Source organism: Dactylosporangium sp. McL0621 (genome assembly GCF_049995355.1).
Taxonomy (GTDB): Bacteria; Actinomycetota; Actinomycetes; order Mycobacteriales; family Micromonosporaceae; genus Dactylosporangium.
In genome coordinates this window covers 10,843,664-10,868,902 of sequence record NZ_CP188259.1, presented here as the reverse complement: position 1 = coordinate 10,868,902, position 25,239 = coordinate 10,843,664, and the positions used below count along the sequence as shown (strand labels likewise).

The 25,239-nt window shown below is 72.3% G+C and carries 22 protein-coding genes and 1 pseudogene; 15 read left to right on the top strand and 8 right to left on the bottom strand.

Annotation, left to right across the window (positions count from 1 at the left end; all coding sequences use genetic code 11):
- The first annotated feature begins 684 nt into the window (after positions 1 to 684).
- From ACPPVO_RS51455 to ACPPVO_RS51415, 9 genes and pseudogenes are all read left to right on the top strand, one after another.
- Complete coding sequence (locus ACPPVO_RS51455; RefSeq protein WP_360378817.1) at positions 685 to 1,185, top strand: DUF2199 domain-containing protein; 501 nt, start codon at positions 685 to 687, stop codon at positions 1,183 to 1,185.
- A gap of 311 nt (positions 1,186 to 1,496) precedes the next feature.
- Positions 1,497 to 2,588, top strand: a complete 1,092-nt coding sequence (locus ACPPVO_RS51450; protein WP_426506583.1) for an FHA domain-containing protein — start codon at positions 1,497 to 1,499, stop codon at positions 2,586 to 2,588.
- Positions 2,589 to 2,875: 287 nt separating this feature from the next.
- Positions 2,876 to 4,063, top strand: a pseudogene (gene tuf, locus ACPPVO_RS51445) (elongation factor Tu).
- Between the two features lie 75 nt (positions 4,064 to 4,138).
- Positions 4,139 to 4,615, top strand: coding sequence for a DsbA family protein (locus ACPPVO_RS51440; protein WP_426506581.1), 477 nt, complete (start codon positions 4,139 to 4,141; stop codon positions 4,613 to 4,615).
- A 141-nt stretch (positions 4,616 to 4,756) separates the two neighbouring features.
- The gene (locus ACPPVO_RS51435; RefSeq protein ID WP_426506580.1) at positions 4,757 to 5,794 is read left to right on the top strand and encodes an acyltransferase family protein; all 1,038 of its coding nucleotides are present in this window, start codon (positions 4,757 to 4,759) and stop codon (positions 5,792 to 5,794) included.
- Positions 5,795 to 5,873: 79 nt separating this feature from the next.
- On the top strand, positions 5,874 to 6,686 hold the full coding sequence (locus ACPPVO_RS51430) for a hypothetical protein (RefSeq protein ID WP_360378803.1): 813 nt from the start codon (positions 5,874 to 5,876) through the stop codon (positions 6,684 to 6,686).
- A gap of 31 nt (positions 6,687 to 6,717) precedes the next feature.
- Positions 6,718 to 7,839: a hypothetical protein gene (locus tag ACPPVO_RS51425; RefSeq protein WP_426506578.1), complete on the top strand. Its 1,122-nt coding sequence runs from the start codon at positions 6,718 to 6,720 to the stop codon at positions 7,837 to 7,839.
- A 49-nt stretch (positions 7,840 to 7,888) separates the two neighbouring features.
- Positions 7,889 to 9,364: a hypothetical protein gene (locus ACPPVO_RS51420; protein WP_426506576.1), complete on the top strand. Its 1,476-nt coding sequence runs from the start codon at positions 7,889 to 7,891 to the stop codon at positions 9,362 to 9,364.
- Positions 9,361 to 10,650 carry an AAA domain-containing protein gene (locus ACPPVO_RS51415; RefSeq protein WP_426506574.1) on the top strand — a complete coding sequence of 430 codons (1,290 nt, stop codon included), beginning with the start codon at positions 9,361 to 9,363 and terminating at the stop codon, positions 10,648 to 10,650. The genes ACPPVO_RS51420 and ACPPVO_RS51415 overlap by 4 nt, the downstream gene beginning before the upstream one ends.
- Positions 10,651 to 10,721: 71 nt before the next feature.
- On the opposite strand, the gene ACPPVO_RS51410 is transcribed toward ACPPVO_RS51415, so the two are convergent.
- The 4 genes from ACPPVO_RS51410 to ACPPVO_RS51395 form a co-directional block, all read right to left on the bottom strand.
- Positions 10,722 to 11,021, bottom strand: a complete 300-nt coding sequence (locus tag ACPPVO_RS51410; protein WP_426506572.1) for a hypothetical protein — start codon at positions 11,019 to 11,021, stop codon at positions 10,722 to 10,724.
- Positions 11,022 to 11,116: 95 nt separating this feature from the next.
- On the bottom strand, positions 11,117 to 12,964 hold the full coding sequence (locus ACPPVO_RS51405; protein ID WP_426506570.1) for an endonuclease/exonuclease/phosphatase family protein: 1,848 nt from the start codon (positions 12,962 to 12,964) through the stop codon (positions 11,117 to 11,119).
- Positions 12,927 to 13,553, bottom strand: coding sequence for a winged helix-turn-helix domain-containing protein (locus tag ACPPVO_RS51400; RefSeq protein ID WP_426506568.1), 627 nt, complete (start codon positions 13,551 to 13,553; stop codon positions 12,927 to 12,929). The genes ACPPVO_RS51405 and ACPPVO_RS51400 overlap by 38 nt, the downstream gene beginning before the upstream one ends.
- Positions 13,554 to 13,925: 372 nt before the next feature.
- On the bottom strand, positions 13,926 to 14,315 hold the full coding sequence (locus tag ACPPVO_RS51395) for a hypothetical protein (RefSeq protein WP_426506567.1): 390 nt from the start codon (positions 14,313 to 14,315) through the stop codon (positions 13,926 to 13,928).
- On the opposite strand from ACPPVO_RS51395, the gene ACPPVO_RS51390 reads away from it, so the two are divergent.
- Positions 14,314 to 14,568, top strand: a complete 255-nt coding sequence (locus tag ACPPVO_RS51390; RefSeq protein ID WP_426506565.1) for a hypothetical protein — start codon at positions 14,314 to 14,316, stop codon at positions 14,566 to 14,568. The genes ACPPVO_RS51395 and ACPPVO_RS51390 overlap by 2 nt on opposite strands.
- Here ACPPVO_RS51390 and ACPPVO_RS51385 read toward each other — a convergent pair.
- Positions 14,565 to 15,323: a thioesterase family protein gene (locus ACPPVO_RS51385; RefSeq protein WP_426506564.1), complete on the bottom strand. Its 759-nt coding sequence runs from the start codon at positions 15,321 to 15,323 to the stop codon at positions 14,565 to 14,567. The two genes, ACPPVO_RS51390 and ACPPVO_RS51385, sit on opposite strands and share 4 nt — an antisense overlap.
- A gap of 28 nt (positions 15,324 to 15,351) precedes the next feature.
- Between ACPPVO_RS51385 and ACPPVO_RS51380 the strand changes: the two genes are divergently transcribed.
- The 5 genes from ACPPVO_RS51380 (at position 15,352) to ACPPVO_RS51360 (ending at position 20,525) form a co-directional block, all read left to right on the top strand.
- On the top strand, positions 15,352 to 16,329 hold the full coding sequence (locus tag ACPPVO_RS51380; protein WP_426506562.1) for a magnesium transporter CorA family protein: 978 nt from the start codon (positions 15,352 to 15,354) through the stop codon (positions 16,327 to 16,329).
- Positions 16,326 to 17,708, top strand: coding sequence for a dihydrolipoyl dehydrogenase (gene lpdA, locus ACPPVO_RS51375; RefSeq protein ID WP_426506560.1), 1,383 nt, complete (start codon positions 16,326 to 16,328; stop codon positions 17,706 to 17,708). The genes ACPPVO_RS51380 and lpdA overlap by 4 nt, the downstream gene beginning before the upstream one ends.
- An 89-nt stretch (positions 17,709 to 17,797) precedes the next feature.
- Positions 17,798 to 19,192 carry a class II 3-deoxy-7-phosphoheptulonate synthase gene (locus ACPPVO_RS51370; protein ID WP_426506559.1) on the top strand — a complete coding sequence of 465 codons (1,395 nt, stop codon included), beginning with the start codon at positions 17,798 to 17,800 and terminating at the stop codon, positions 19,190 to 19,192.
- Entirely contained in the window at positions 19,185 to 19,328 is a 144-nt protein-coding gene (locus ACPPVO_RS51365) for a hypothetical protein (protein ID WP_426506557.1), read from the top strand. The genes ACPPVO_RS51370 and ACPPVO_RS51365 overlap by 8 nt, the downstream gene beginning before the upstream one ends.
- Before the next feature lie 168 nt (positions 19,329 to 19,496).
- The gene (locus tag ACPPVO_RS51360) at positions 19,497 to 20,525 is read left to right on the top strand and encodes a threonine aldolase family protein (protein ID WP_426506555.1); all 1,029 of its coding nucleotides are present in this window, start codon (positions 19,497 to 19,499) and stop codon (positions 20,523 to 20,525) included.
- 447 nt (positions 20,526 to 20,972) lie between these two features.
- On the opposite strand, the gene ACPPVO_RS51355 is transcribed toward ACPPVO_RS51360, so the two are convergent.
- From ACPPVO_RS51355 to pknB, 3 genes are all read right to left on the bottom strand, one after another.
- A complete protein-coding gene (locus tag ACPPVO_RS51355; protein WP_426506553.1) occupies positions 20,973 to 22,133 on the bottom strand; it encodes an MFS transporter in 1,161 nt (386 codons plus the stop codon).
- A gap of 223 nt (positions 22,134 to 22,356) precedes the next feature.
- A complete protein-coding gene (locus tag ACPPVO_RS51350) occupies positions 22,357 to 23,247 on the bottom strand; it encodes a deoxyribonuclease IV (protein WP_426506551.1) in 891 nt (296 codons plus the stop codon).
- Positions 23,247 to 25,226, bottom strand: coding sequence for a Stk1 family PASTA domain-containing Ser/Thr kinase (gene pknB / locus ACPPVO_RS51345; protein ID WP_426506550.1), 1,980 nt, complete (start codon positions 25,224 to 25,226; stop codon positions 23,247 to 23,249). The genes ACPPVO_RS51350 and pknB overlap by 1 nt, the downstream gene beginning before the upstream one ends.
- Positions 25,227 to 25,239 lie beyond the last annotated feature (13 nt).

The following is a 25,239-nucleotide window of genomic DNA, read 5'->3' as shown; positions in this document are numbered from 1 at the left end:
AGGGCATGGACAGCGCCGAGCAACCGGAATCCATCCGTTTGTGCCGTCACGCACCGGTGCCGCGATCGCGTCGGCCCGCATCTGCAATCGACCGAGGATCGCGCCGAGCGTTGAATTGTGCACGCCGCCGAAGCCCTCGAAAGCCGGCATCGGGCGGCCGTTATCCCCACGGGCCACCGGTATCGTCCACACGCAACCTCCGATGCATGAGGCCCGGCCGGACGCGAAACAATTGACGCGGCGCTGGCGTCGTCAGGGCTCTGCGGCCGCGCGCGATAAGTCGTGGTCCGCGCGCTGCGCGCGATAAGTCGGGGCGGTCCGCGGGTGCGTGATAAGTCGGGCGGTCCGCGGGTGCGTGATAAGTCGGGCGGTCCGCGGGTGCGTGATAAGTCGGGCGGTCCGCGGGTGCGTGATAAGTCGGGCGGTCCGCGGGTGCGTGATAAGTCGGGCGGTCCGCGGGTGCGTGATAAGTCGGGCGGTCCGCGGGTGCGTGATAAGTCGGGCGGTCCGCGGGTGCGTGATAAGTCGGGCGGTCCGCGGGTGCGTGATAAGTCGGGCGGTCCGCGGGTGCGTGATAAGTCGGGCGGTCCGCGCGGCGACTTATCGGATTTTTCGCCCGACCGGGCATTCGCCGGAATTTGCGGGGCTGGTTCGGGGTGCGGTGGGCGGGTCTACCATGCCGCGGTGACTGTTGTGTGCGAGTGCTGCGGTACGGAGCTCGGCGACACTCCGGCCGTGTGGGCGTTCTCCGCGCCTGACTACTGGGGTGCGCCCGAGGCCGGTGGGGAGTCGTTCCTCGAGGACGAGCTCTGCTGCATCGACGCGCCTGAGCTCGATGAGCTCCACTTCTTCATCAGAGGGCTCGTCGAGGTTCCGGTGCGCGGGTTCGAGGAGCCGTTGACGTACAGCGTCTGGGTCAGCCTCAGCCCGGTCAACTTCCAGCGCGCGGTCGAGCGGTGGGACGACCCGGCGCGGGTCGACGAGCCGCCCTACTTCGGCTGGCTGTCGAACAATATTCCGGGGTACCCCGACACTATCCAGCTCAAGACCCGCGTGCATACTCGGGAACCCGGCCGCCGGCCGCTGGTCGAGCTCGAGCCGACCGACCATCCGCTGGCCGTCGAGCAGCGGGACGGCATCGACGCGCATCGGCTTCTCGAGGTGGCCAAGACCTGCGGCGGCTGAGATCTCGTTCATTCAGGCATTCACCGCTGTTGACTTCTGCGACGGTGATCTACCTTTTCATCACCAACAGTCATGCACCGCCTACTCACGACGAATCCGGCATCCCCCCAATGCCCGTCGTGTGTACCGCGCCCGGCGCCTTCCCATCCTCTCCCCGAGGTTCGCCGAGCAGCGCGGCGCAAGGCCCGCCGTCGACCGCAGAGGTGGTCGGCGGCGGCTTTGCGGCCTGCCGCCCCGGATCCGGGCGGGTCGCGTGCGGCTCGGATATGTCGCGGGCGAGATGAGCGCCGGCCTGAGGCAGAATGTTCCGGGTGCGATTCGAAACGAGCCGAGCACTTGACGCGATCGAGCGGCGACTCACCGTCGACCCGCTGGCCGCGGGGGGCGTCATCGACCTGGTGGAGGCCGCGCGCAGCGTCGACCTCGACGGCGGCCGCCCGGCCGCGCTGCTGCGCCTCGGCATGTTCATCGACGCGCTGAGCCGGCGCCTCGGCGACGGCAACACCGGTCTGTACGCCATCACCGAGCGCGGCGCGATGTCGGACACCGACTTCACGTCGAACGAGCGCATGGTGCTGCGCCGCTGGTCGGACGACGGCCTCATCGAGATGCTGCCACCCGCCGCCCGGGTCAACGCGCGCGTGCGGGAGGTGGCGCACCTGACCGGAGTACCGGTGATCAGTCGTCATCCGCTGCCCGGCCACCCGGGACCGGTCTATCTGACGACGGGCGCGCCCGGGGGCATGGAGCTCACGCTGGCCCCGGCGACCGGGTCGACCCCGCGCCCGCACCCCGTGCTGCAGCGGTTCTGGCGCTGCCCCGCCTCCGACTGCCCGGTCTTCGGCCGCGCCCCGGCCGCGGGGGCCGGACAGGCCCCGCCGGCGCTGCCCAGCGGCGCGCCGATCTGCCCCCGCCACGGTGACCGCCTGATCGACGCCGGCCCCCGCCCGCCGGCGACGCCGCTGGCCGTGCGGATCAACGGCACCGTGCGTACGCGCTTCCCCGTCACGGCCGCCCGCGCCGTCGTCGTCGGCCGCGCCCCGGACGACCAGGGCGGCATCACCATCGGCAACTGGCTGGACGACGAGTCGAGCCGCCGCGTGAGCCGCAACCACCTGCGCTTCGAGCTGCGCGACGGGATGCTGCTGGTCACCGACGTGAGCACGAACGGCGCCGCGGTCCTGGCCCGCACCGGGCCGACGGCCGCGCCGCGCGAGATGGAGCTCACCCGCGGCGAGCCCAAGGCCATGGGGGAGTGGGACGAGGTCGAGATCTACCCGGAGATCACGGTCGGCCGCGCGGACCGGCCCCCGGCGGACGCCCCGACCGGCGGCGCCCCGAACTCGGTGATGGCCGACGCCCCGACGATCGCCCTGCGCCTGCCCCCACCACCGCGCTCGTAGAAAGTCGCTCGTAAATACGTTGCCGCGCGCCGCGCGGCGAGCTACCTTTCCGGACATGATCGCGACGACCGCCCTTCTGGAGCACGGCCCCCTGGCCGGCTCGGCGGTCGCCTGGGCGCCCGAAGCGCTAGCCGCAGCGCTAGAGGCCGGCCTGCGACGCTGACCCTCCTCCCGCAGACTTCATGCGGAACCGACGGAGGAGGGTGAGCCGGCCGAGCCGGAACACCCCCGCGACTCGGTCCAGGGTTCTGCGCATCCGAAACCACAAATCCACTGTGGAGAGTCAGATGGCCAAGCAGGCTTTCACGAGGAACAAGCCCCACCTCAACATCGGCACGATGGGCCACGTCGACCACGGGAAGACGACCCTGACCGCCGCCATCACCAAGGTGCTCGCGGAGCGGTACCCGACCGTCAACCACTACACGAGCTTCGAGGGCATCGACCGGGCGCCCGAGGAGATCACCCGCGGCATCACCATCAACATCGCGCACGTCGAGTACGAGACCGGCGCGCGGCACTACGCGCACGTCGACATGCCCGGGCACGCGGACTACGTGAAGAACATGATCACGGGGGCGGCGCAGGTGGACGGGGCGATCCTCGTCGTCAGCGCCGTCGACGGGGTCATGCCGCAGACCCGCGAGCACGTGCTGCTGGCGCGGCGGATCGGGGTGCCGTACCTCGTCGTGGCCATGAACAAGGCCGACGCCGTGGACGACGCCGAGCTGCTCGACCTCGTCGAGCTCGAGGTGCGCGAGCTGCTGAGCGAGTACGGCTTCCCGGGTGACGACATTCCGGTGGTACGGGTGTCGGCGCTCAAGGCCCTCGCGGGCGAGCCCGAGTGGGTGCGGTCGGTCGCCGACCTGCTCGACGCCGTCGACGAGTACGTGCCACTGCCGGAGCGCGTGACCGGCGAGCCGTTCCTGATGCCCATCGAGAGCGTGCTCACCATCACCGGGCGTGGCACCGTCGTCACCGGATCCGTCGAGCGCGGCACGCTCGTGCTCAACACCCCCGTCGAGGTGATCGGGCTGGGCCCCACCCAGGCCACCGTGGTCACCGGGATGGAGATGTTCGGCAAGCAGCTGGACTCGGCCCAGGCCGGCGACAACGCGGCGCTGCTGCTGCGCGGCGTGCGCCGGGGCGACGTGCAGCGCGGGCAGGTGGTCGCGCTGCCCGGTTCGGTCGCGCCGCACCGGCGGTTCAAGGCGCACGTGTAAGCGCTGACGACGAAGGAGGGCGGCCGGCACACGCCGTTCTTCGCCAACTACCGGCCGCAGTTCTACTTCCGGACGACGGACGTGATGGGCTCGGTGGACCTGGGTGACGTCACGATGGTGATGCCCGGCGACACGGTCGACCTGACCGTCGAGCTCGGCAAGCCGATCGCGATGGACGCCGGCCTCGGTTTCGCCATCCGCGAGGGTGGGCACACGGTCGGTGCGGGCACCGTCACCGAGGTGCTGGACTAGCGACGAGAACGTGAATGCCCCTTAGGGAAGATCCCTGAGGGGCATTCACATCAAGAAAGCGGGCACAGAGTCCCCATGCATGTACAGGGGAGAACCGGCGCGCCGCTCAGCCTGGTGGAGTACGGGGACTACCAGAGCCCGGAGGCCGGTCGCGCCTTCGGCGTCGTGGAACGGATCCAGCTGCACTACGGCGATCGGCTGCGCTTCGAGTTCCGGCACTTCCCGCTCGTCGACGCCCACCCGCGCGCCATGCCCGCGGCGCTGCTGGCCGAGGCGGCCGCCGACGCGGACGCCTTCTGGGGCATGCACGCGCTGCTGCTCACCCACCAGGACCAGCTCGAGGACGGCGACCTGGCCCGGTACGCCGAACGGTTCGGCCTGCCCGACACGGGCGGCCGCCGCGAGCACCACGAACGGGTGTTGCACGACATGGCGGACGGCCGCGCGCGGGGGGTCGAGGGTGGCTCCGTGTTCTTTGTCAACGGCCTGATGCACGAGGGGCCGAATGACTTCACGGCGCTCAGCGGGGCTCTCGGGGTGAGCGAGGGGTGAGCGAGGGGTGAGCGGAGGGTGAACCCGTTCAATTGCCCGTTCGGTTACGGGATGTCCGCCCTAGGATCTTTGAGAAGAAACACAGCCAATTTTGAGCTGAATGAAGGTTGCCCCTGAGGGTTGCAGGGCAACCTGTAGGGGATGCGGAACCGGTACGTAGACCTCCTGCGAGCCGTCGCGATCATCCGCGTGGTCACCTACCACACCCTCGGATTCGCGTGGCTGACCGTCGCCTTCCCCGCTATGGGCCTGATGTTCGCGCTCGGTGGCTCCCTCATGGCCGCCTCGCTCGATCGTTCGGGTCCTAAAGCAATCGGACGGCGGATACGCCGCATCGTCATACCCTTCTGGGTCCTCGGCGCGTTCGCCATCGTGCTCATGTCGCTCTGGGGTGGCATGGAGCACAGCTGGCGCACGCTGCTGTGGTTCATCCCGCTCGACGACCCGCCCACCACCGAGCGGGGCGGGTTCTGGTTCAGCCAGATCTGGTACGTCCGCTCGTACCTGTGGTTCCTCATCGCCTCGCCGGTGCTGCTCTGGGCGTTCCGCCGCTGGCCGATCCCGAGCGTGCTGCTGCCGTTCGGGGTGCTGGTGGCCCTGTGGGAGACCGGCTATGGCACCGGCGGCACGATCCGCGACTTCTTCATGTACGCCCCGGCCTGGATGCTCGGCTTCGCGCACCACGACGGCACGCTGCAGCGCATCTCCAAGAAGGTCCTGTGGCCGGCGTGCCTGGTGATCGCCGGCATCGGCCTCGCGCTCCTCCTCCACACGCCGGGCCCGCGCGGGTACGACCTGAACGACGCCCCGGTCGCGGACACCCTGTGGTCGACGGCGTTCCTGCTCGTCATGCTCAACGCCGCGCCGGCCGCGCTCTCGCTCGGCGCCGCTGAGCCGGTCGTGGAGGCCGTCAACCGCCGCGCGCTGACGATCTACCTGTGGCACGAGGCCGCCATCACGTTCGTGCGCATGGTCGGCGTGTGGTTCGGCATCACGCTCGTGGGCGGTTACCACGACTTCGTCCAGCTGGGCCTGGTGGCGGCTTTGGCGGCGGTACTCGTCCTGGCCCTCGGCTGGGTGGAGGACCTCGCGGCGAGGCGCCGGCCGCAGCTCGTGCCCATGCCGAAGCGGGCATCGGTACCCAGAGCGGTCGAGCAGCCACAGCCCGTACCCGCGTAGCAAAGTCGGGAAAAAGCAACCGCGACACGCCGACACTGGTCTTTGCTGGAACTTGCTGGAACCGGCTACCGTGCCGTTCGTGTCCGAATCGATTTCGGCCCCGGGCGAGCAGATCGAGCTGCTCGAGCGCCGGATCGACCGGCTGCGCGGCGAGCTTCGCCGCGCGGCCACCACGGGGGACCGCACCCAGGCCCGCACCCTGCGGGCGGAGCTGCGCCGGGTCGAGCAGGAGTGGGACAAGGCCCTGGCCGAGCTGGAGGACCGGGCCCCCCGCCAGCGGGAGAAGCCCTCGGCCTTCCCGATGCTGTCGATCCGTGAGCAGGTGCACCACGCGCTCACCCTGCTGAGCGTCCCCGCCGCGCCGAAGCTCATCATCGCCGTCCACGACGCCTTCTTCCCGGGCGAGCTCGTGGCCGCGCGTCTGACCAGCCTCCGCCGCGACGAGGAGCGCTCGTTCAAGGTCGCCCCGTACGGCCGGCCGTACTACCTCTGCCCCGCCCTGACCGCCGACCTGCTCTCCCCGGCCCGCGGCCTGCTCGCCCTGTCCACCTGGCCGCTGGAGACGCGGGTCGTCGGCCCGCTCAGCGCCCGCGTCGACTTCCTCGTCGCGGCCATCCGGGTGGCCCAGCGGGTGGCCCAGCTGCCCGACGACGCCCACGACGCCCGCCGGCTGCTGTGGCGCTTCGCCGCGGGCATCCCGGGCGCCGCCTCCCTCGGGGGCGGCGCCGACCCCGACATCGTGGCCAAACAGGCCCAGGCCGAGCTCGACGTGCACCTCGAGGCCGACTCCGCGGACCGCACCGCGGGGGCCTCGCGGGCCCAGGAACGGCTCGACGGCGCCGAGGCGCTCTTCGGCGCCCGTCTCCAGCGACTGCGAAAGACCGCGAACTGAGCAAGAACCGCTTCCCCGAGATGAGACCCCCATGGACGCACTGGTAGACCGGCTGGACCGCATCCGCGGCACCGTGGCGCCGCGCAACCACAACGCGCGCACCATCGCCGCGCTCACCACCAACCCCGGCTGCGGCCGGCGGGGGCTGATGGACGCGGCCGGAGTGAACAAGGGCGCCGTCGCCGGGCAGCTGGGCTTCCCGGCCGCCTTCGGCCAGTCGCGGTTCGCGATCGCCCGCGGCAACGCGTTCGAGGCCCAGGTGAAGGCCGACGGCGCGGCGGAGCTGCTGCAGCTGCTGCGCGATCGGCTCGGGCTGGCCATCCCCGAGGTGGCGTACGACGACCTGTCCAATGTGGGCGGCAACGCCAGCCGCGAGGTGCGCTACGCCCGCACCCGCAGCCTGCTGGCCCGGGCGGCGGCCGAGCGCGACGACGCCGGCACGCTGTTCGACCACCCCATGCTGCGGCTGGACATCGCGGGCTACTACGCGTACCTGGAGCCGGACCTCATCGCCTTCCGCGTCGGCGGCCGCTTCCACGTGGTGGAGATCAAGTCGTTCGCGGTCATCGACGGGCAGGCCGACCCGGGCAAGGCGGCGGCCGCGGCCAAGCAGTCGGCGGTCTACGTGCTGGCGATGCGCGAGCTGCTCGGCGAGCTCGGCTACCCGCCGGAGTCTGTGTCGCACGACGTGGTGCTCGTCTGCCCGGAGAACTTCGCCAACCGGCCGACGGCCACCCTCGTGGACGTACGCAAGCAGCTGACGGTGCTGCAGCGCCAGCTGTCCCGGCTCACCCGCCTCGACAAGATCCTCGACGCGCTGCCGGCCGGGCTCTCCTTCGACCTCGCCTACGACGCCGACCAGAACGCCACCCGGCCGCCGGACGAGCTGCACAAGGCGGTCAGCGAGATCGACGCGCGCTACAGCCCGGACTGCCTCGGCTCCTGCGAGATGGCGTTCTTCTGCCGCGACGAGTCGGCCGGCTCCACCTCGGCGCTGGGCCGCTCCATCCGCGACGACCTCGGCGGCGTGGAGAGCGTCTCGACCGTCCTCGGCCTCGCCCGCGGCACGCTCACCCCGGGCGCGGGCCAGGAGGAGATCGCGGCGCTGCTGCGCATGGCCCACCGGCTGCGCACCGAATGCCTCAGCGCGTGAGCGGTCCACGGCGCCGCCGAGAGGCCCGGCGCGGATCGGAGACGAAGCGGTGAGCATTCTGACCGCGCTGGCCCGCGCGGAGGCCGTCGAGGCCGGCCGCGCGCAGCCGCTGACCACGGTCCGGCACACGCACATCGCCGAGCGCCCGCTCGTGCTCGTGCCGCTGGCCCTGGCCGGCGAGGCCGCCGCGCCCCTGGCCGCCCTGGTCGGCACCGACCGCGGCGCCGGCCGGCTGCTCGTCGTGGCCAACCCCCGCGACCGCACCCAGCGCTTCCAGTTCGTCGCGCAGCTGGCCAAGATCGTGCTGGCCTACGTCGAGGGCTGCTCCCGCACCGTCGACCCCGCCCACACGTCGAAGCTGCGCTACGCCGAGGCGCCCCAGGTGCTGGTGCCCAACCGCGGCGGCGTGGAGTTCATCCGGCTCCTGGGCCGCTCGACCCGCTTCCGGCGCACGTACGGCCCGCACCCGGTGCACCGCACCGTCCCGCTGCTCGGCCAGTGGCTCACGTTCCTGCGCGAGCGCGCCGACCACCCGGGCTCGGCCACGCTGCTGGCGCTGACCGCGGTGCTGGGCGAGCACTGGGCGACCGGCCAGAGCGGGCTCGAGGACGCCAACCTCGCCGCGCTGCTGGGCTGGATCGACCCGCCCGACGGCCTCGACGGCCCGTCCGCCGCCGAGGTGGCCGAGGACCCGCTGCGCTGGCCGCCGGCCGGGCCGAGCACCGACCCGACGTTCGACAACGAGATCCTGGCCCCGGCCCTGGCCGCGTACGCCCGGGCCGCCGACCCACACGCCCAGAGCCGGGCCGAGGCGGCGCTCGCGGGCGCGCTGCAGGCGCAGCTGGAGCCGACCTGGGGACTCATGTGGCGGGCGGTGGACCTGCTGCGGGCCCGCCCGGCCGGCGCCTCCGTCGAGGCCCGCTGGGCGGTCGACCGCGACGTTTTCACGATGTACCACATGTCCCTGGCCGAAGGCACCGCGCTGCCCCAGCCCCGGCGCGACAGCGCCGTGGCCGCGGCCGGGCGCCTCGACCGCCTGGAGCGCGAGCAGGCCCGCTACGAGGCCCAGCGCGCCCTCGACGACCCGCTGGTCATGGCCGAGTTCCGGCTCTCGGGGGAGGCGTTCACCGGCACCGTCGTGTCGGCCTCGCCCAACCGCGTCGACACGTCGGGCAAGAAGGCGGCCCTGCGCCCGCACATCACCGTGCAGACCTCCGACCCGGTGCGCCTGGAGCCCGGGGCGCTGCTCGTCTCGCCCGCGCGCCTGTCCCAGCAGGCGACGGTCGTCTCGGTGTCCTCTGTGGACGTCGTGCTGGAGCTGTCCAAGGGGATGGGCCGCTCCACCAAGCAGCCCGCGCCCGGTTCGGTGCCCGAGGTCGGGGAGGTCGTCACGTACGGCCCGGTGAGCGACGCGTACCAGCCGCCCGGCCGCTTCCCGTCCCGCGAGGACACCCCGTGGACGCACGGCGGTCCGCCGCCGGACTACCAGCCCAACGACATCGACGCGGCGGAGGACTGGTCATGACCGTGATCGACGACATCCTGACCGACTTCGGGTCGGCCGCCGGGCGCGGGGTCGTCGTCGACTCCCCGCCGGGCGCCGGGAAGTCCACATTGGTCGTTCGCGCCGCCCGCACCATGGCCGAGGCGGGGGAGCGGCTCATGGTCGTGGCCCAGACCAACGAGCAGGTCGACGACCTCATCGACCGCCTCGCCGGCACCGCGCCCGGCATCGAGATCGGGCGGCTCTCCGCGTCCACGTACGTGCCGGCCCAGCGCGTGGTCAAGCACGGCTCGGTCACCGTCAGCGGCGCCGTCTCCGACGTGCAGACCAGCGCGGTCGTCATCGGCACGGCCGCGAAGTGGGCCACGGTCACCGAGGGCACCTGGGAGCGTGCGATCGTCGACGAGGCGTACCAGATGCGCTCCGACATGCTCCTGCGCGTGGCCGGCCGGTTCTCCCGCGGCCTGTTCGTCGGCGACCCGGGCCAGCTGGACCCGTTCTCCGTCGTGGCCGTCGAGCGCTGGGCCGGGCTGTCCTGGGACCCGATGCAGAGCGCGGTCGCCGTGCTCCTGCGGCACAATCCCGACCTGCCGCTGCACCGCCTGCCGGTCTCGTGGCGCCTGCCCCCGTCCGCGGCCTCGGTCGTCTCGGCGGCCTTCTACCCGTTCACGCCGTTCGAGGCCGGGACCCGGCCGGCCGACCGCAGCCTCGAGTTCTCGGTGCGGTCCATCGGCGGCGACCCCGGCATCGAGGCGTCGCTGGAGACCGCCCGCCGCACCGGCTGGGCGCTGCACGAGCTGCCGGCCCGGCACACCGTGCGCACCGACCGGGAGGCCGTCGCGGCCATCGCCGGCCTGGTGGTCGCCCTGCTGCGGCGGGGGCCGGTCGCGTACTCCGAGCACGCCCCGCAGGGCCGCCCGGTCACCGCGGACCGGGTCGCCGTCGGCGCCGCCCACCGCGACCAGGTGGCCGCGATCCGCCAGGCCCTCGCCGACACCGTCGCCGCCGACGTGACCGTCGACACCGCGAACCGGCTCCAGGGCCGCGAGTACGACGTGACGGTGATCCTGCACCCGCTGTCGGGCCGGCGCGACGCGAGCGCGTTCCACCTCGAGGCCGGCCGGCTGTGCGTGCTCGCCTCCCGGCACCGCCACGCGTGCATCGTCGTCGCCCGGGCCGGCATCGCCGAGCTGCTCGACACCCACCCCTCGGCCGAGCCCGTCCACCTCAACGTGCCGGTGCGCTTCCCCGACGGCTGGGAGGCCAACCAGGCGATGCTCGCGCACCTCTCCACAGTGGACGCCTGACGCCCGGCCCCGGACGTGCCGCGGCCCCCGCACCGGATCGGTGTCGGGGGCCGCGACTTGGGGAGAGGAGGTTACCGCTTGATTCGTTTCTTCACGCTCTTACCGGTGCTTCGCAACGCCCTCATCGCCCGCTGCTGCGGGGTCTGACGCGCCTTGCGGCGCCGTACGACCGCCACCACCGCCACGACGACGGTGGCGAGGCCGGCCGCGGCGGCGGTCACCAGCGGAACGGGACGGCGACGTGCCACGTCCTTGGTGTGCTCGGCCAGCTCGGCCGCGCTCTCCTTGGCCTTGGTCGACAGGTCGCCGGCGGTGGCGCCGAAGTCCTTGCGGGTCTCGGTCACGCTTCCGTTCGCATGTGTCACGCTCATCGCTGCCCCTTTCTCTCTTGCCTCCGGGATGCCCACATGCCCCGTGGGTCAATCACGATTCGGCCAACACGTCCCCGAAAACGGTGACGAATCGGTCAAATTCCGGCGAAGACCAGGGAGACGTGTACCGGCGCGTGATCGGACGTCGTCGCGGTGCCCACGACCAGCGGACCCGCGGTCAGGCCGCGCACGAGCACGTGGTCGATCTCCTCGATCGGGCGGTCGGCCGGGAAGGTGCGCACCGGCCGGCTCGGGGCGAACGCGTCGGCGTACCCGGCCCCGGTGAGCCGGCCGAACGGCGCGCTGCCGGGCGTGATGTTGAGGTCGCCGGCGATGACGGTGGGCCGGCCGGCGGCGAACCGGGTGGCGAAGGCCGCGATCTCGTCCGCCTGCCGCAGCGGCTCGGCGTCCGGCGGCGGCTGGATGTGCGTCGACACCACGGCGACCTCGCGCCCCTGCACCGTGACCACGACGCCGAGGGCCTGGGCGCCCGTCGGCGCGCCGTCCGCGGTCAGCGGCATCGACTTCACGGCCACGACGGGCAGGCGGGTCAGGATCGCGTCGCCCCACACCGCGTCGGCGGCGGGGCCGAACCAGTACCGCATCCCGAGCCGGCGCGCGAGCACCGCCAGGTCGTCGTGGCCGCCGTTGAGCAGCCACCCGCGGTCGACCTCGGAGAGCAGGACGACGTCGGGGCGGTTCGCGGCGATGGCCGCGGCCACCTCCGCCGGACGATAGGTCCCGTCCAGACCGAAACCCATGCGGATGTTGTACTCCGTGAGCGCGAAGCCCCGTCCGTCCCCGCCGGACCGGGCCGGGGGCGGCACCCAGAGCCCGGCGAGCGGCAGCAGGAGGCACGCGGCGATCGCCGCGGCCCCGGCGCGCCGCGGCAGCCGGACGGTCACCGGCCCGGCCGCGCGGAGCAGGAAGCCGGCGGGGACGAGCGCGACCGCGACCGGCACCCACCGGTTCGGGTACCCGATGTCGTAGGCGGCGTAGTACGCGATCGCCGCGACCGCGAACACCACCAGGCCGAGGGTCGCGGCGTACGCGGCCCGCGGCGCGGGACGCTCGCCGGCCAGCCGCAGCGCGAGCCCGAGGCCGGGCGCGCCGAGCAGCAGGGCGAGCCACAGCGGGCCCGGCGCGCCGAAGTCGAACGCGAAGCAGGCGGCCGATGCGACCACGAGCACGGCGGCGGCGACGCGCACGGGCCGGCACGAGGGCACGCGGGGCGCGAAGGCGACGGCGAGGAACGCGAGCACGGCCAGCCCGATGCCCAGCGGCGGCAGCAGGGCGGGCGGCGTCGAGGCGTACCCGTGCGCGCCGTAGGACGCGGCCACCGCGGCGACGGCGGGGGAGAGGGCGTACACCCCGGTCAGCAGCAGCACGGGACCCACCAGGAACCAGCCCCCGGTCGCGGGCCGGCCCTCGGGGCGACCGTAGAACAGGGCGGCCCCCGCGGCGAGCGTGAGCGGGACCGCGATCCACCAGGGCCGCCAGCTCGCGTCGACGGTGCCGAGCGCGGCGTGCTCGAGGGCCGCGGCGGCGAGGCCGGCCGGGACGCCGAGCGCGACGGACGCCCCGCCCTCGGCGGCGGCGGCCAGGAAGGCGAGGCCGGCGAGCAGGCCGGTCGAGGCGACGTAGAGCTGCGGCGGGCCGCCGTGGACGAAGATCAGCGCGAGGCGGGCCAGGACCAGGACCGCGCCGGCCACAAGGGCGAGGCGGCGGGGGCCGAGGCGGCGCGCCAGCGGTGCGGCCGCGACGCCGGCGACGAACCACGCGAACGCGAAGGCGCCCATGAGCTCGGCCGGGGTCGAGGCCGTCTGCCCGAAGATCGTGATGATCGACGGGAGCCACACCCGCAGGAGATCGACCAGGAGCAGGATCCCCGCGGCGGTCGCGACGTCAGTCTTCGCGGACCACGACCTGGACGGCGGCGTCATCGTCGAGACGATAGCCGACCCCGCGGACCGTGGCGATGATCCGGGCGGCGTCGCCCAGCTTGACCCGCAGCCGGCGGACGTGGACGTCGACGGTGCGCTCGGTGCCGACCATGTCGTAGCCCCAGACCTGGCGCAGCAGCTGCGCACGGCTGAACACGCGCCGCGGGTGCTCGCACAGGAAGAGGAAGAGGTCGTACTCGCGGCGGGTCAGCGCCACCGGGGCGCCGTCCTGCAGGACCAGGCGCGAGCCGGTGCACAGGTAGAGGGAGGGCGCGTCGGGCGTGGCCCGGCCGATGCGCTTGACCTTGGGGTCGTGCTCCGCGACGGCGACCGGCGCGGCGGGCTCGTCGGCCGGCTGCTCGACCAGGCGCAGGTTGCGCGCCGGGGCGGCGGACGGGCTCGACGGGGTGCGCGGCAGCGGCGCGGTGCGCTGGATCTGCTGGCCGGCCTGGCTGGCGGCCAGCGCCTCGAGGTCGCTCAGCAGGCGGGAGGCCTCCGGTGGGAGATCCTCGCCGTTGAGCGTGATGTGGACGGTGATGGTGACCACGGAGGGCGCGACGTCGGGCACACCCACGACCGAAACGGCCATTTCAATCCTCTCGAAAACCTTCTGAATGAACGCCGATATCAACCGGGGGTCACTCGACAAAGGCCGTCGAAATGGTGCTCGCGGCGGGTTGTCCACATCGGATCAAGCAGCACCTGATGGCACATGGGACCGACCTTACCAGCTACGTCACATGATGCGACAGCCGTGTTACGTGCCGCACAGAATAGATCGACACTAATTCGTCAGACGTTTTGGCGCGTATTCACCGGCAATTCACGACACCGGTACCCGGATAACTTTGCGTGAGTCCGAGGTTGCGGTCAATGGTTTCCCACAATATGGAAGATCGCCATGAGTTCGCGTATCACTACGCGCGCATGCTGTGGTGAGGGAACCCCTAAATCATATCGGCTAGGTAGAGTCAGGTCGTCCACCATATGAGATGGTGGCCCGGAGCTGTCCGGGGCCGACAATACTCGCACCCAGTTCCGTCACCCGGTGCCGCAGCTCCCGGTCGGATGTGACCACGACGACGGGCCGATGTGACACATTGTCGCGCACGAGCGCCACAATGTGGTCGTCGCCGGATTGCGGCGCCGCCTCGACCGCGACCCCCGCGATCGGCGTGACCCCGCGGGCCGCGCCCTCGACCACCAGCGTGATCTCGCCCGGCAGGGCGGCGCGGTCGCGGGCGGCGAGGGCGTCGCGCAGCCGGGCCGCCGCGCCCGCCCGGTCGCGCCACCAGCCGTCCGGCACGGAGCCCACAACGTTTGCACCGTCGACGACGATGAGCGGTTCCATGTGGCCAGTGTTACCCCGCGGCCCCGCGTTTTCCCCTCAGCCCGCGCCCGGGCGGGCCGATCTCTGGCCTCGGAGGGCGGTCGAGGCGGCCCTCACCACCCCGGTCACGGCGCTCGGCGGCACCGAGGCGCGGGCCCGGGCCGGCGTCGGCGGGACCCGGTTCGCGGCCGGCGAGGAGAGCCGGGTGGTGCTGCACCGCGCGGACACCTCCATGTACGAGGCCAAGCGCGGCGCGGCGGCGGTGCTGAACTAGCGCTGGGCCATCCGGTACACGGCCAGCTGGGAGGCCTGCGCGACCGTGCGGCCGGCCGCGTCCCAGACCTCGCACACCTGGTCGAGCTGGCCGTCGGTGACCATCCGGGCGTACTGGCGCACCCGCAGCGGCCCCGGCGCCGGGAGCCCGCGCACGTAGGCGGTCAGCTCCAGCGTCGGCGTCCACCCGCTGCCGCCGAGCGTGAACGTGGCCGGCGGGAACGCGTCGACCGCGTACAGCAGCGAGAAGGCGTCGAACGGGGTGCCGTCGTCGAAGCTGAGCCAGCCCCGCAGGTCGCCCGGGGCGCTCAGGTCCACCCGCTGGTCGACCTGCTCCAGCATGGTGATGCGGATCCCGGCGCCCGGCGGCTCGACCGGGGTGCGGTTCAGGTCGTCGCGGGGTTTGACGGCGGCCGGCTCGGCCGCGGTGAACCGGGCCTCGCCGGCCGCGGCCAGGTCGCCGAGGGTGAACAGCGCCTCCACGCAGGCCCGGCCGCCCTGCGACAGCCGCACCCGGGCCTGGCGCACCGAGCGCCCGTCGCGCAGCGTCTCCACCGCGACCTCGGCCGGGCCGCACTCGGGCGGGGCGAGGTACACCGCGCTCGCGCTGAGCGGGTGCGGGTGCGCGGTGGTCGCGGCGGCCCGGGCGAGCACCGCCAGCAGGTATCCGCCGTTGGGCCGCCCACCGACGGTCCACTGTGGATCCAGCTCGGCCCGGCCGTCCACCACCGCGGTCGCCTCCGCGAATCCGGCCACCGGGGCCTCCTTCTGCTTTGATGAGCCTATGGCGCGTACGCGGCTCTACCGGGACGGTCGGCTGGAAGCCGAGGACTTCCCGCTCGACGATATCTCCGAGCACCTCAAGGACACCGCGGCGGTCGTGTGGCTCGATCTGGTCGACCCGGAGCAGGGCGACTACGACCTGGTCCAGGAGGAGTTCGGGCTGCACCAGCTGGCCATCGAGGACGCGTCCTCGCCGCACGAGCGGCCGAAGCTGCTGCACTATCCGGCACACATGTTCTTCAACGCGTACGCCATGCGGTTCCACGGCGGCGACGGCGACGGGACGGCGGAGGTCGACGAGGTGTCGGCGTTCCTCACCGACCGGGCGCTCATCACCGCCCACGGCGCCGGCTTCGACATGGACGCGGTCGTCGAGCGCTGGGACGCCACCTCGGACCTGGCCGCGCAGGGCGTGCCGTGGCTCGCCCACGGGCTGCTCGACGTGATCGTCGACGGGCAGTTCGACGCGGTGCAGAAGCTCGACGACGAGCTCGAGGCGCTGGAGGACCGGCTGTTCGAGGAGAGCCCGCAGGCCATCCGCGACGTGCAGCAGCGCAGCTTCCGGCTGCGCAAGACGCTCGGCCGGATGCGCAAGGTCATCATGCCGATGCGCGAGCTGGTCGGCGGCCTGATGCACTCCCGCGAGCACCTCGTCGACGAGGAGATGGTGCCGTACTACCAGGACCTCTACGACCACGTCATGCGCGTGACGGAGTTCACCGAGAACCTGCGCGACTTCACCGCCACGATCCTGGAGTCCAACCTGGCGGTGCAGGGCAACCGGCAGAACACCGTCATGAAGAAGGTCACCAGCTGGGCCGCCATCATCGCGGTGCCGACGGCGGTTACTGGTTACTACGGGCAGAATGTGCCGTACCCGGGTTCCGACAAGCTGTCGGGGTTCATCACCTCGGCCCTGCTGATCGTGGTGCTGTCCGTGGTGCTGTACGTCACCTTCAAACGCAAGGACTGGCTATGAGTGAGCACTTCGACGTCGTCGTCCTGGGCGCCGGCCCCGGTGGCTACACCGCCGCCGTACGGTCCGCGCAGCTCGGCCTGCGCACCGCCATCGTCGAGGACAAGTACTGGGGCGGCGTCTGCCTCAACGTGGGCTGCATCCCGTCCAAGGCGCTGCTGCGCAACGCCGAGCTTGCGCACATCTTCACCCACGAGGCGAAGACGTTCGGCATCTCCGGCGACGTCACGTTCGACTACGGCGCGGCGTTCCAGCGCAGCCGCAAGGTGGCCGACGGCCGGGTCAAAGGCGTGCACTACCTGATGAAGAAGAACGAGATCCGGCAGTACCAGGCCAAGGGCTCCTTCATCGACGACCACACGCTGCAGGTCGGCGACGAGACCATAACCTTCGCGAACTGCATCGTCGCCACCGGCGCCACGACCCGGCTGCTGCCCGGCACGTCGCTGTCGGAGCGCGTGGTGACCTACGAGGAGCAGATCCTCACCGAGGAGCTGCCCGGCTCGATCATCATCGCGGGCGCGGGCGCCATCGGCGTCGAGTTCGCCTACGTCCTGCACAACTACGGCGTGAAGGTGACGATCGTCGAGTTCCTCGACCGGATGGTGCCGCTCGAGGACGCCGAGGTGTCCGCCGAGCTGCTCAAGCGGTACAAGAGACTCGGCATTTCGGTTCTGACCTCGACCCGGGTCGACTCCGTGGAGGAGGAGACCGGTGGGGGCGTCAAGGTGACGGTCTCGTCCGGCGGTAAGAGCCAGGTGCTCGAGGCGGACAAGCTGCTGCAGGCGATCGGCTTCGTGCCCCGGGTCGAGGGCTTCGGCCTGGAGAAGACCGGCGTTGCGCTCACCGAGCGCGGCGCGATCGCCGTCGACGGGCGGCTGCGGACCAATGTGCCGCACATCTACGCGATCGGCGACGTCACCGCGAAGCTCATGCTCGCGCACGCGGCCGAGTCGATGGGCATCGTCGCCGCCGAGACGATCGCCGGGGCCGAGACCATGGAGCTCGACTACGTCATGATCCCCCGGGCGACGTACTGCCAGCCGCAGATCGCCAGCTTCGGCTGGACCGAGGAGCAGGCCCGCGAGAAGGGCTTCGACGTCAAGGTGGCCAAGTTCCCGTACACGGCCAACGGCAAGGCGCACGGGCTCGGCGACGCGACCGGCTTCGTGAAGATCATCAGCGACGCGAAGTACGGCGAGCTGCTCGGCGCCCACCTGATCGGCCCCGAGGTCACCGAGCTGCTGCCCGAGCTGACCCTGGCCCAGCAGTGGGACCTCACCGTCCACGAGGTGGCGCGCAACGTACACGCCCACCCGACGCTGGGCGAGGCGGTCAAGGAGGCCGTGCACGGGCTCGCCGGACACATGATCAACATGTAGGTGCGCCGGGCTCGCACCCGCCGGTCCAGCCTGCGGGATCGGCGGGTGGCGGACCCCGCTCGCCGATCCTCCTCGGTACGCTTTTCGTCATGCGCCAGGAGTGGCACCACTTCACGTACCCCGGCCCGGAGATCAGCCGCGTCGCCGTCCACGGCAACCAGGACGACGACGTCTTCGGCCTCGACCGCTGGCGGACCATGCCCCGGGCGCAGACGCCGCCGTGGCCGGACCAGGCCGCCGTCGACGAGGTCGCCAACCTGCTGTCGTCCGTCCCGCCGATCGTCGCGCCCTACGAGGTCGACCAGCTCCGCGAGCGCCTCGCCCTCGTCGCCGACGGCAAGGCCTTCATGCTCCAGGGCGGCGACTGCGCCGAGACCTTCGTCGACAACACCGAGGCCCACGTGCTGGGCAACGCCCGCACGCTGCTGCAGATGGCGGTCGTGCTGACCTACGGCGCCTCGCTGCCGGTCATCAAGATCGGCCGCGTCGCCGGCCAGTTCACCAAGCCCCGCTCCGCCGCGCTCGACTCGCTGGGCCTGCCGGCCTACCGCGGCGACATGATCAACTCGCTGGACCAGGACCCGGACGCGCGCATCGCCGACCCCCAGCGCATGGTCCGGGCCTACGCCAACTCGTCCAGCGCGATGAACATGCTGCGCGCGTACCTCGCCGGCGGCATGGCCGACCTGCACGCGGTACACGACTGGAACAAGGGCTTCGTGGTCACCTCGCCGGCGGGCCAGCGCTACGAGGCCATCGCCCGCGAGATCGACCGGGCCCTGCGCTTCATGCAGGCCTGCGGCGTCAACGACGACGAGGCCCTGCGCACGGTCACGCTGTACTGCTCCCACGAGGCCCTGGCCCTGGAGTACGAGCGGCCACTGGTGCGCATCGCGGGCGGCCGGCCGTACGGGCTCTCCGGGCACTTCCTGTGGATCGGCGAGCGCACCCGCCAGCTCGACGGCGCCCACGTGGACTTCATGTCCCGCCTGGCCAACCCGATCGGCGTCAAGCTCGGCCCGACCACCACGCCCGAGCAGGCCATCGAGCTGTTCGAGCGGCTCAACCCGCAGAACATCCCGGGCCGGCTCACGTTCGTGGCCCGCATGGGCAGCACCAAGGTCCGCGACGCCCTCCCGCCGATCGTCGAGAAGGTCACCGCGGCCGGCTGCCGCGTCGTCTGGCAGTGCGACCCGATGCACGGCAACACGCACGAGTCGTCGAACGGGTACAAGACCCGGCACTTCGACCGGATCGTCGACGAGGTCCTCGGCTACTTCGAGGTCCACCGCGAGCTCGGCACCCACCCGGGCGGCCTGCACGTGGAGCTGACCGGCGAGGACGTCACCGAGTGCCTGGGCGGCGCCCAGGCCATCGTCGACGAGGACCTGCCCGACCGCTACGAGACCGCCTGCGACCCGCGGCTCAACACCCAGCAGTCGCTGGAGCTGGCCTTCCTGGTGGCGGAGATGCTGCGTGGCTGACATCGTGGTCACCCGGCCGTCGCTGGGGACGGCCTTCCTGGTGGCTGACGTCGTGGTCGACTTCCGCTCCTCCGGCACGCTCACCCGGCCGTCGCTGGTGTCGGCTTCCCTGGTGGGGGCGATGCTGCGTGGCTGACGTGGTGGTCGACTTCCGCTCCTCCGGCACGCTCACCCGGCCGTCGCTGGTGTCGGCTTCCCTGGTGGGGGCGATGCTGCGTGGCTGATGTGGTGGTCGACTTCCGCTCCTCCGGCACGCTCACCCGGCCGTCGCTGGTGTCGGCTTCCCTGGTCGGGGCGATGCTGCGTGGCTGACGTGGTGGTCGACTTCCGCTCCGACACGCTCACCCGGCCGTCGCCCGCCATGCGCGAGGCGATGGCGGCGGCCGAGGTCGGCGACGACGTGTTCGACGAGGACCCGACCCTGCACGAGCTGCAGGAGCACGTGGCCGGCCTCTTCGGCCACGAGGCGGCCCTGTTCGCCCCGAGCGGCACCATGGCCAACCAGATCGCCCTGCAGCTGGCCGTCCCGCGCGGCGAGGAACTGCTGTGCGACGCCGCCGCCCACGTGGTGACCGACGAGATCGGCGCCGCCGCGGCCCTGGGCGGCGTGTCGACCCGCACCTGGCCGTCCGCGGCCGCCGACCTCGACCCCGCGACCGTCGCGGACATGATCCGCCCGGACGGCTTCGTGGCCGTCCCGACCCGCGCGATCGCCGTCGAGCAGACCCACAACCGCCTGGGCGGCGCCGTGATCCCGCTCGCGACGCTGCAGAGCCTGCGCACGATCGCCGACGAGGCGGGCGTGCACCTGCACTGCGACGGCGCGCGGATCTGGCACGCGCACGTGGCCGACGGGGTGGCCCTGTCCGACTACGGCCGCCTCTTCGACTCGCTCTCGGTCTGCCTGTCGAAGGGCCTGGGCGCCCCGGTCGGCTCGCTCATCGTGGGCTCGGCCGCGAACATCGCCGCGGCGCGCAAGCTCCGCAAGCGCCTCGGCGGCGGGATGCGCCAGGCGGGCATCCTGGCCGCCGCGGGCCTCTACGCGCTGCGCCACAACATTCCGCGCCTGGCCGAGGACCACGCCCGGGCGCACCGCCTGGCCGAGGCCCTGGCCCCGCACGGCGTGGTGGACCCGGCGCGCATTCGCACCAACATCGTGCCGCTCGACCTGACCGGCGCGGCCGTGGACGGCCCGGCCTTCGCGGCGGCGGCGCGCGAGCAGGGCATCCTGGTGTCGGTGCTGGGGCGGAGGTTGGTGCGCCTGGTGACCCACCTGGACCAGACCGAGGACGGCATCGACCACGCCGTGAAGGTGCTGCCGACCTTGCTGTAGTGGCGCGCTTTCCGATGTGTCGGGCACTCCGCTTCAGTCCCCGACATATCGGTCCGCCCCGCTTCGTGTTGCGGTGTCTTCAACGCCCTTGCTTCAGGCCGCCCTGCTTCAGACCCGACCTATTACGGCGCACTGCTTCGAGCCCGACCTGTCACGGCGCCCTGTTTCAGGCCCGACCTATCGCGGCGCTCTGCTTCAAGCCCGACCTGTCACGGCGCCCTGTTGCAGGCCCGACCTATTACGGCGCACTGCTTCGAGCCCGACCTGTCACGGCGCCCTGTTGCAGGCCCGACCTATTACGGCGGACTGCTTCAAGCCCGACCTGTCACGGCGCCCTATTGCAGGCCCGACCTATCGCGGCGGTCTGCCTCGAGCCCGACTCGCCCGGTGTTCGGCCTCCGCACGATATGTCGGGCGCTCCGCGCCGCGACATATCGGATTTATCGGTTATGCCGGGTTCCGCGGGTTCAACAGCAGGGCGACCAGCGCGGTCGCGCAGGTCAGCAGGCCCGCGCAGAGCATGGCGCCGTCCGCGTGCAGCAGGACCACCAGTGGCGACGCGGCCGCGGTGCCCAGGCCGATCGCCGTCTGGATCACCGCGCCCGACGCCGCGAACGCCCGGCCGTGCTGCGCCGGCGGGGTGCGGGTGCTGATCAGCGCGTTCTGGGCCACGTTCACGACGCCGTTGCCGATGCCGCCCGCCGTCGATGCGACGTACGCGAGCAGCAGGCTCGGGGCGAGGCCGATGCCCGCGATGCCGGCCCCGATGAGCAGGTTGCCCAGCGCCAGCAGGGTCGCGCTGGAGAGCCGGACCCGGGGCACGATCTGGGCCCCGATCAGCGCGCCGAGCCCCCAGAGCGTGAGGTACAGGCCGTAGCCGGAGTCGCTCGCGCCCAGCTGGCCGACGAAGCGGAACGGCGCCGCCACGTTGTCGATCACGCCGCTGCTGATCGCGATCGCGCTGCCCAGCAGGGCGGTGCGCAGGAGGCGGTCGCCGAAGATCAGGCGCATCCCGCCGGCGGCCCGCTTGCCGTCCGGGGGTGCGGCGGCCGGATGGCGGCGGGCCCGTACGGCCGAGCAGGCGAGGGTCAGCACCGCAAAAGTGGCCGCGTCGACCAGGATCGCCGTCCCCGGTCCGAAGGCGCCCGTGAGCAGGCCGCCCGCGGCCGGGCCGGCGATCCAGCCGAGCCCGGTGCCGGTGGCGAGCCGGGAGTACCCGCTCTGCGCGTCCCCCTCGCCGGTGATCGCCGGCACCAGGGCCGAGGTCGCGGGCCGCACGAACGCCGAGAGCGCGGTGACCCCGGCGAAGAGCGCGATCGTGGGCAGCAGTGCGGTCGCGTACGCCAGCGGCACACACAACACCGCCTGCCCGGCCAGCGCGACGAGCAGCACCGCCCGCGTCTCGAAGCGATCCACGATGCGCCCGGTGAGCGGGGCCAGTACCACGAACGGGATGAGCTCGGCCGCCAGCAGCCCCGCCACCCAGCCGCTGCCGTGTGGCTGGAGGCGTAGCAGCAGCGCCACGAGCGCGGCCGAGTCGCCGGCCGTGGACAGCGCCAGCCCGGCCGCGAGCAGGTTGAGGTCGCGCCGCACCACCCGATCGCTCACGGCTCAGCCCCCCGTCCCCGCCGCATCGGAGGTCACGATAACGGCCCGGCCCTCGCCGCGCCCCGGCCGAAACCCGCCGCGACACCCGACTCGTCCCGGCGGGGGCGTTAGCGACGAGCGTGCACCGAGGGTCAAAAGACGATAAGAACGCCGCATAACCGAAATGTCGGATATGTCGCGGCGCGAAGCGCCCGACATATCCGCTCAACTCCGCGCAACGGCCTCAGGCGCTCGGAGTGCAGGCCCGCAGGAGTGCGATGTCCGCCGCGTGGTCGGCGTGGTCGTCGCCGCTCGGGGTTTCCACGATCAGCGGTACGCCGCGCGCCGCCGGATGGTTCAGCAGCTCGCCGAACGCGGTCGCGCCGATCAGCCCCTTGCCCAGCGACTCGTGGCGGTCCCGCAGCGACCCGCAGGCGTCCTTGGAGTCGTTGGCGTGGATGAGCCGGAGCCGGTTCGGGCCCGCCGCGGACACGAGCGCGTCAATCGTCGCCGTCATGCCACCGGGCGTGGCCAGATCGTGCCCGGCCGCCCACGCGTGGCAGGTGTCGAGGCAGACGCCCAGGTGCGGGTGGCGGTCGACCGCGGCCAGGTACTCGGCGAGGTGCTCGACCCGCGACGCGAGGGAGCGCCCGCCCCCGGCGCTGGGCTCTACGAGCAGCGGCGGCCAGCCCTCGCGTTCGGCTCGCTCCAGAAGCGGAAGAAGCACCTGTCGTACCGTCGCAAAGGCCTTCTCCGCATGCCCGGCGTCGACCGCCGAGCCCGCGTGGAAGACGACGCCGCGCGCGCCGATCGCGTGCCCGCGGCGCAGGGCGTGCTCCAGGGTCGCGACCGAGCGCTCCACTGTCGCCTCGGTCGGCGAGCCGAGGTTCACCAGCAGGGCCGCGTGCACGTACGCGGTCACGCCGTGGTCGGCGCAGCACTTGAGGAACGCGTCGTCCTGCTTCGGGTCGCCGGCGGCCAGGGCCCAGCCACGGGGGTTGGAGACGTACACCTGGACCGCCGTCGCCGCCGTGCGCTCGACGTAGCGCAGCGCCCCCTTGGCGAGGCCCCCGGCGGCGAGCGCGTGCCCGCCGACCGGGGCGAGGGCCGGACCGCCCGGCGGAAAGTCACCCATTAGAAGAACGCGAAGAGGGAGACGTGCTGCCCGGGCACGACCGGCGTGCCGGGGGCCGGGTTCTGCTGGCGTACGGTGCCGAAGCCCTGCGAGTCGACCACCAGGCCGAGCTGTTCGAGCTGCTGGCGGGCCTGGTCGAGGGGAATGTTGCGCACCTCGGGCATCGGGATCTGGGCCGGGCCCTTGGAGATCTGCAGGTCCATGACCATGCCGTCGGCCACGCTGTTGCCGTCGCCGATGCTCTGCGAGACGATCTGGCCCTTCGGCTTGTCGCTGTCGACCTCCTCGACCTTGCCCAGGGCGATCTTCACCTTGGCCAGGTCGGTCTTGGCCTGGTCGACCGTCTTGCCGACGACGAGCGGCACCTTGACCGGGTTCGGGCCCTTGCTGACGAACACGGTGATCGTCTGGCCGGGCTTGACCTGCGTGCCGATCTTCGGGTCGGTGTCGACGACGTAGCCCGCGGGCACGGCGTCGTCGAACTTCTCGGCCCGGTTGCCCACGATCTTCATCGCCTGCAGGTCGACCTGGGCGAGGTCCCACTCCTTGCCGGCGATGTCGGGCACCTTGTACACCTCGGGTCCGAGCGACAGCGTGAGCGTGATCGTGCCGCCGTCGAGGATGCGCCCGCCCGCGGCCGGGTCCTGGGAGATCACCTGGTCCTTGGGGACGACCGCGTCGAACTTCGGGTCGGCGAACTTGACCTTGAACCCGGCGGTGGAGGCCAGGTGCGCGGCCTGGTCGCCGGTCTTGGCGCGCAGGTCGGGCGTGTCGGTGTAGCGCCCGACGCCGAACCAGTACCCGCCGACCGCCACCAGCAGGCCGAACGCGAGCATGGCGGCGATCACCGCGAGGCGGGTGCGCGGGTTGGCGTTGATCTGCGCGATCAGCCCCGACAGGCCGCCGCCCGCGCCGCCGCGGTGGGCGACGTCGGGGCGGTGCCGGCGCGCGACCGCGGCCGCCGGGGGAGCGGAGGCGGGCAGCCGGGCCCACGACGGGCGGCGGCTGGCCTGGTAGGTCTGGGTCATCGGCTGCGGCACCGACTCGACCCGCGGCACCATGACCGTGGGCGGGGCGATCTGGCGCGTGCGGCCGGTGGGCGTGGTGCCGATGTCCTCGCGGACCGCCTGCACCTCGGCGAGCATCGCGCCGGCGTCGGTCGGGCGGCCGCCCGGGTCGCGGCGGGTCGCGCGGGCGACGAGGTCGTCGACGGCGGGGGGCAGGCCCGGCACGTACCGCGACGGGAACGGCACATCGCGATCCACGTGCTGCCAGGCCACCTCGACGGGCCGGTCGGCCTCGTACGGCACCCGCCCGGTGAGCATCTCGAAGAGCACGATGCCGGCCGAGTACACGTCGGTGCGCGGGTCGGCGTGACCGTCGGTGACGAGCTCGGGGGCGACGTAGGCGACGGTGGCCATGAGGTGCGAGCCGGTCTCGTCCGCGCTCGCCTCGACCGCTCGCGCGAGGCCGAAGTCGGCCACCTTGACCACGCCGTCGATGAGGTTGTGGGTGTCGCCCGGCGACTCGGCGACGAGCACGTTCTCGGGCTTCACGTCGCGGTGCACGAGCCCGGCGCGGTGCGCGGCGGCGATCGCGGCGAGCATCTGCTCCATGATCGCGAGGGCCTCGTGCGGCTGCAGGCGGCGCCGCTCGGCGAGCAGTTCGCGCAGGGTGTGGCCGCGGACGTACTCCATGATCAGATACGGCAGCCCGTGGTGCGTGCCCTGGTCGTACACGGCGACCACGTTCGGGTGGGTCAGTCGTGCGATCGTCTTGGCCTCGTCGGTGAACCGGTCCACGAACAGCGGGTCACGGGACTGCGCCGGGTGAATGATCTTCAACGCGACGGTGCGTTCGAGCCGCTCGTCGAGCGCCGTGTAGACCGTCGCCATGCCGCCTTTGGCGACACGCGAGCGAACGCGGTAGCGCCCGTCGACAAGCGCACCGAGCAGAGGATCGGCGACCGTGGTATCCATTGGCTGCGAGTGT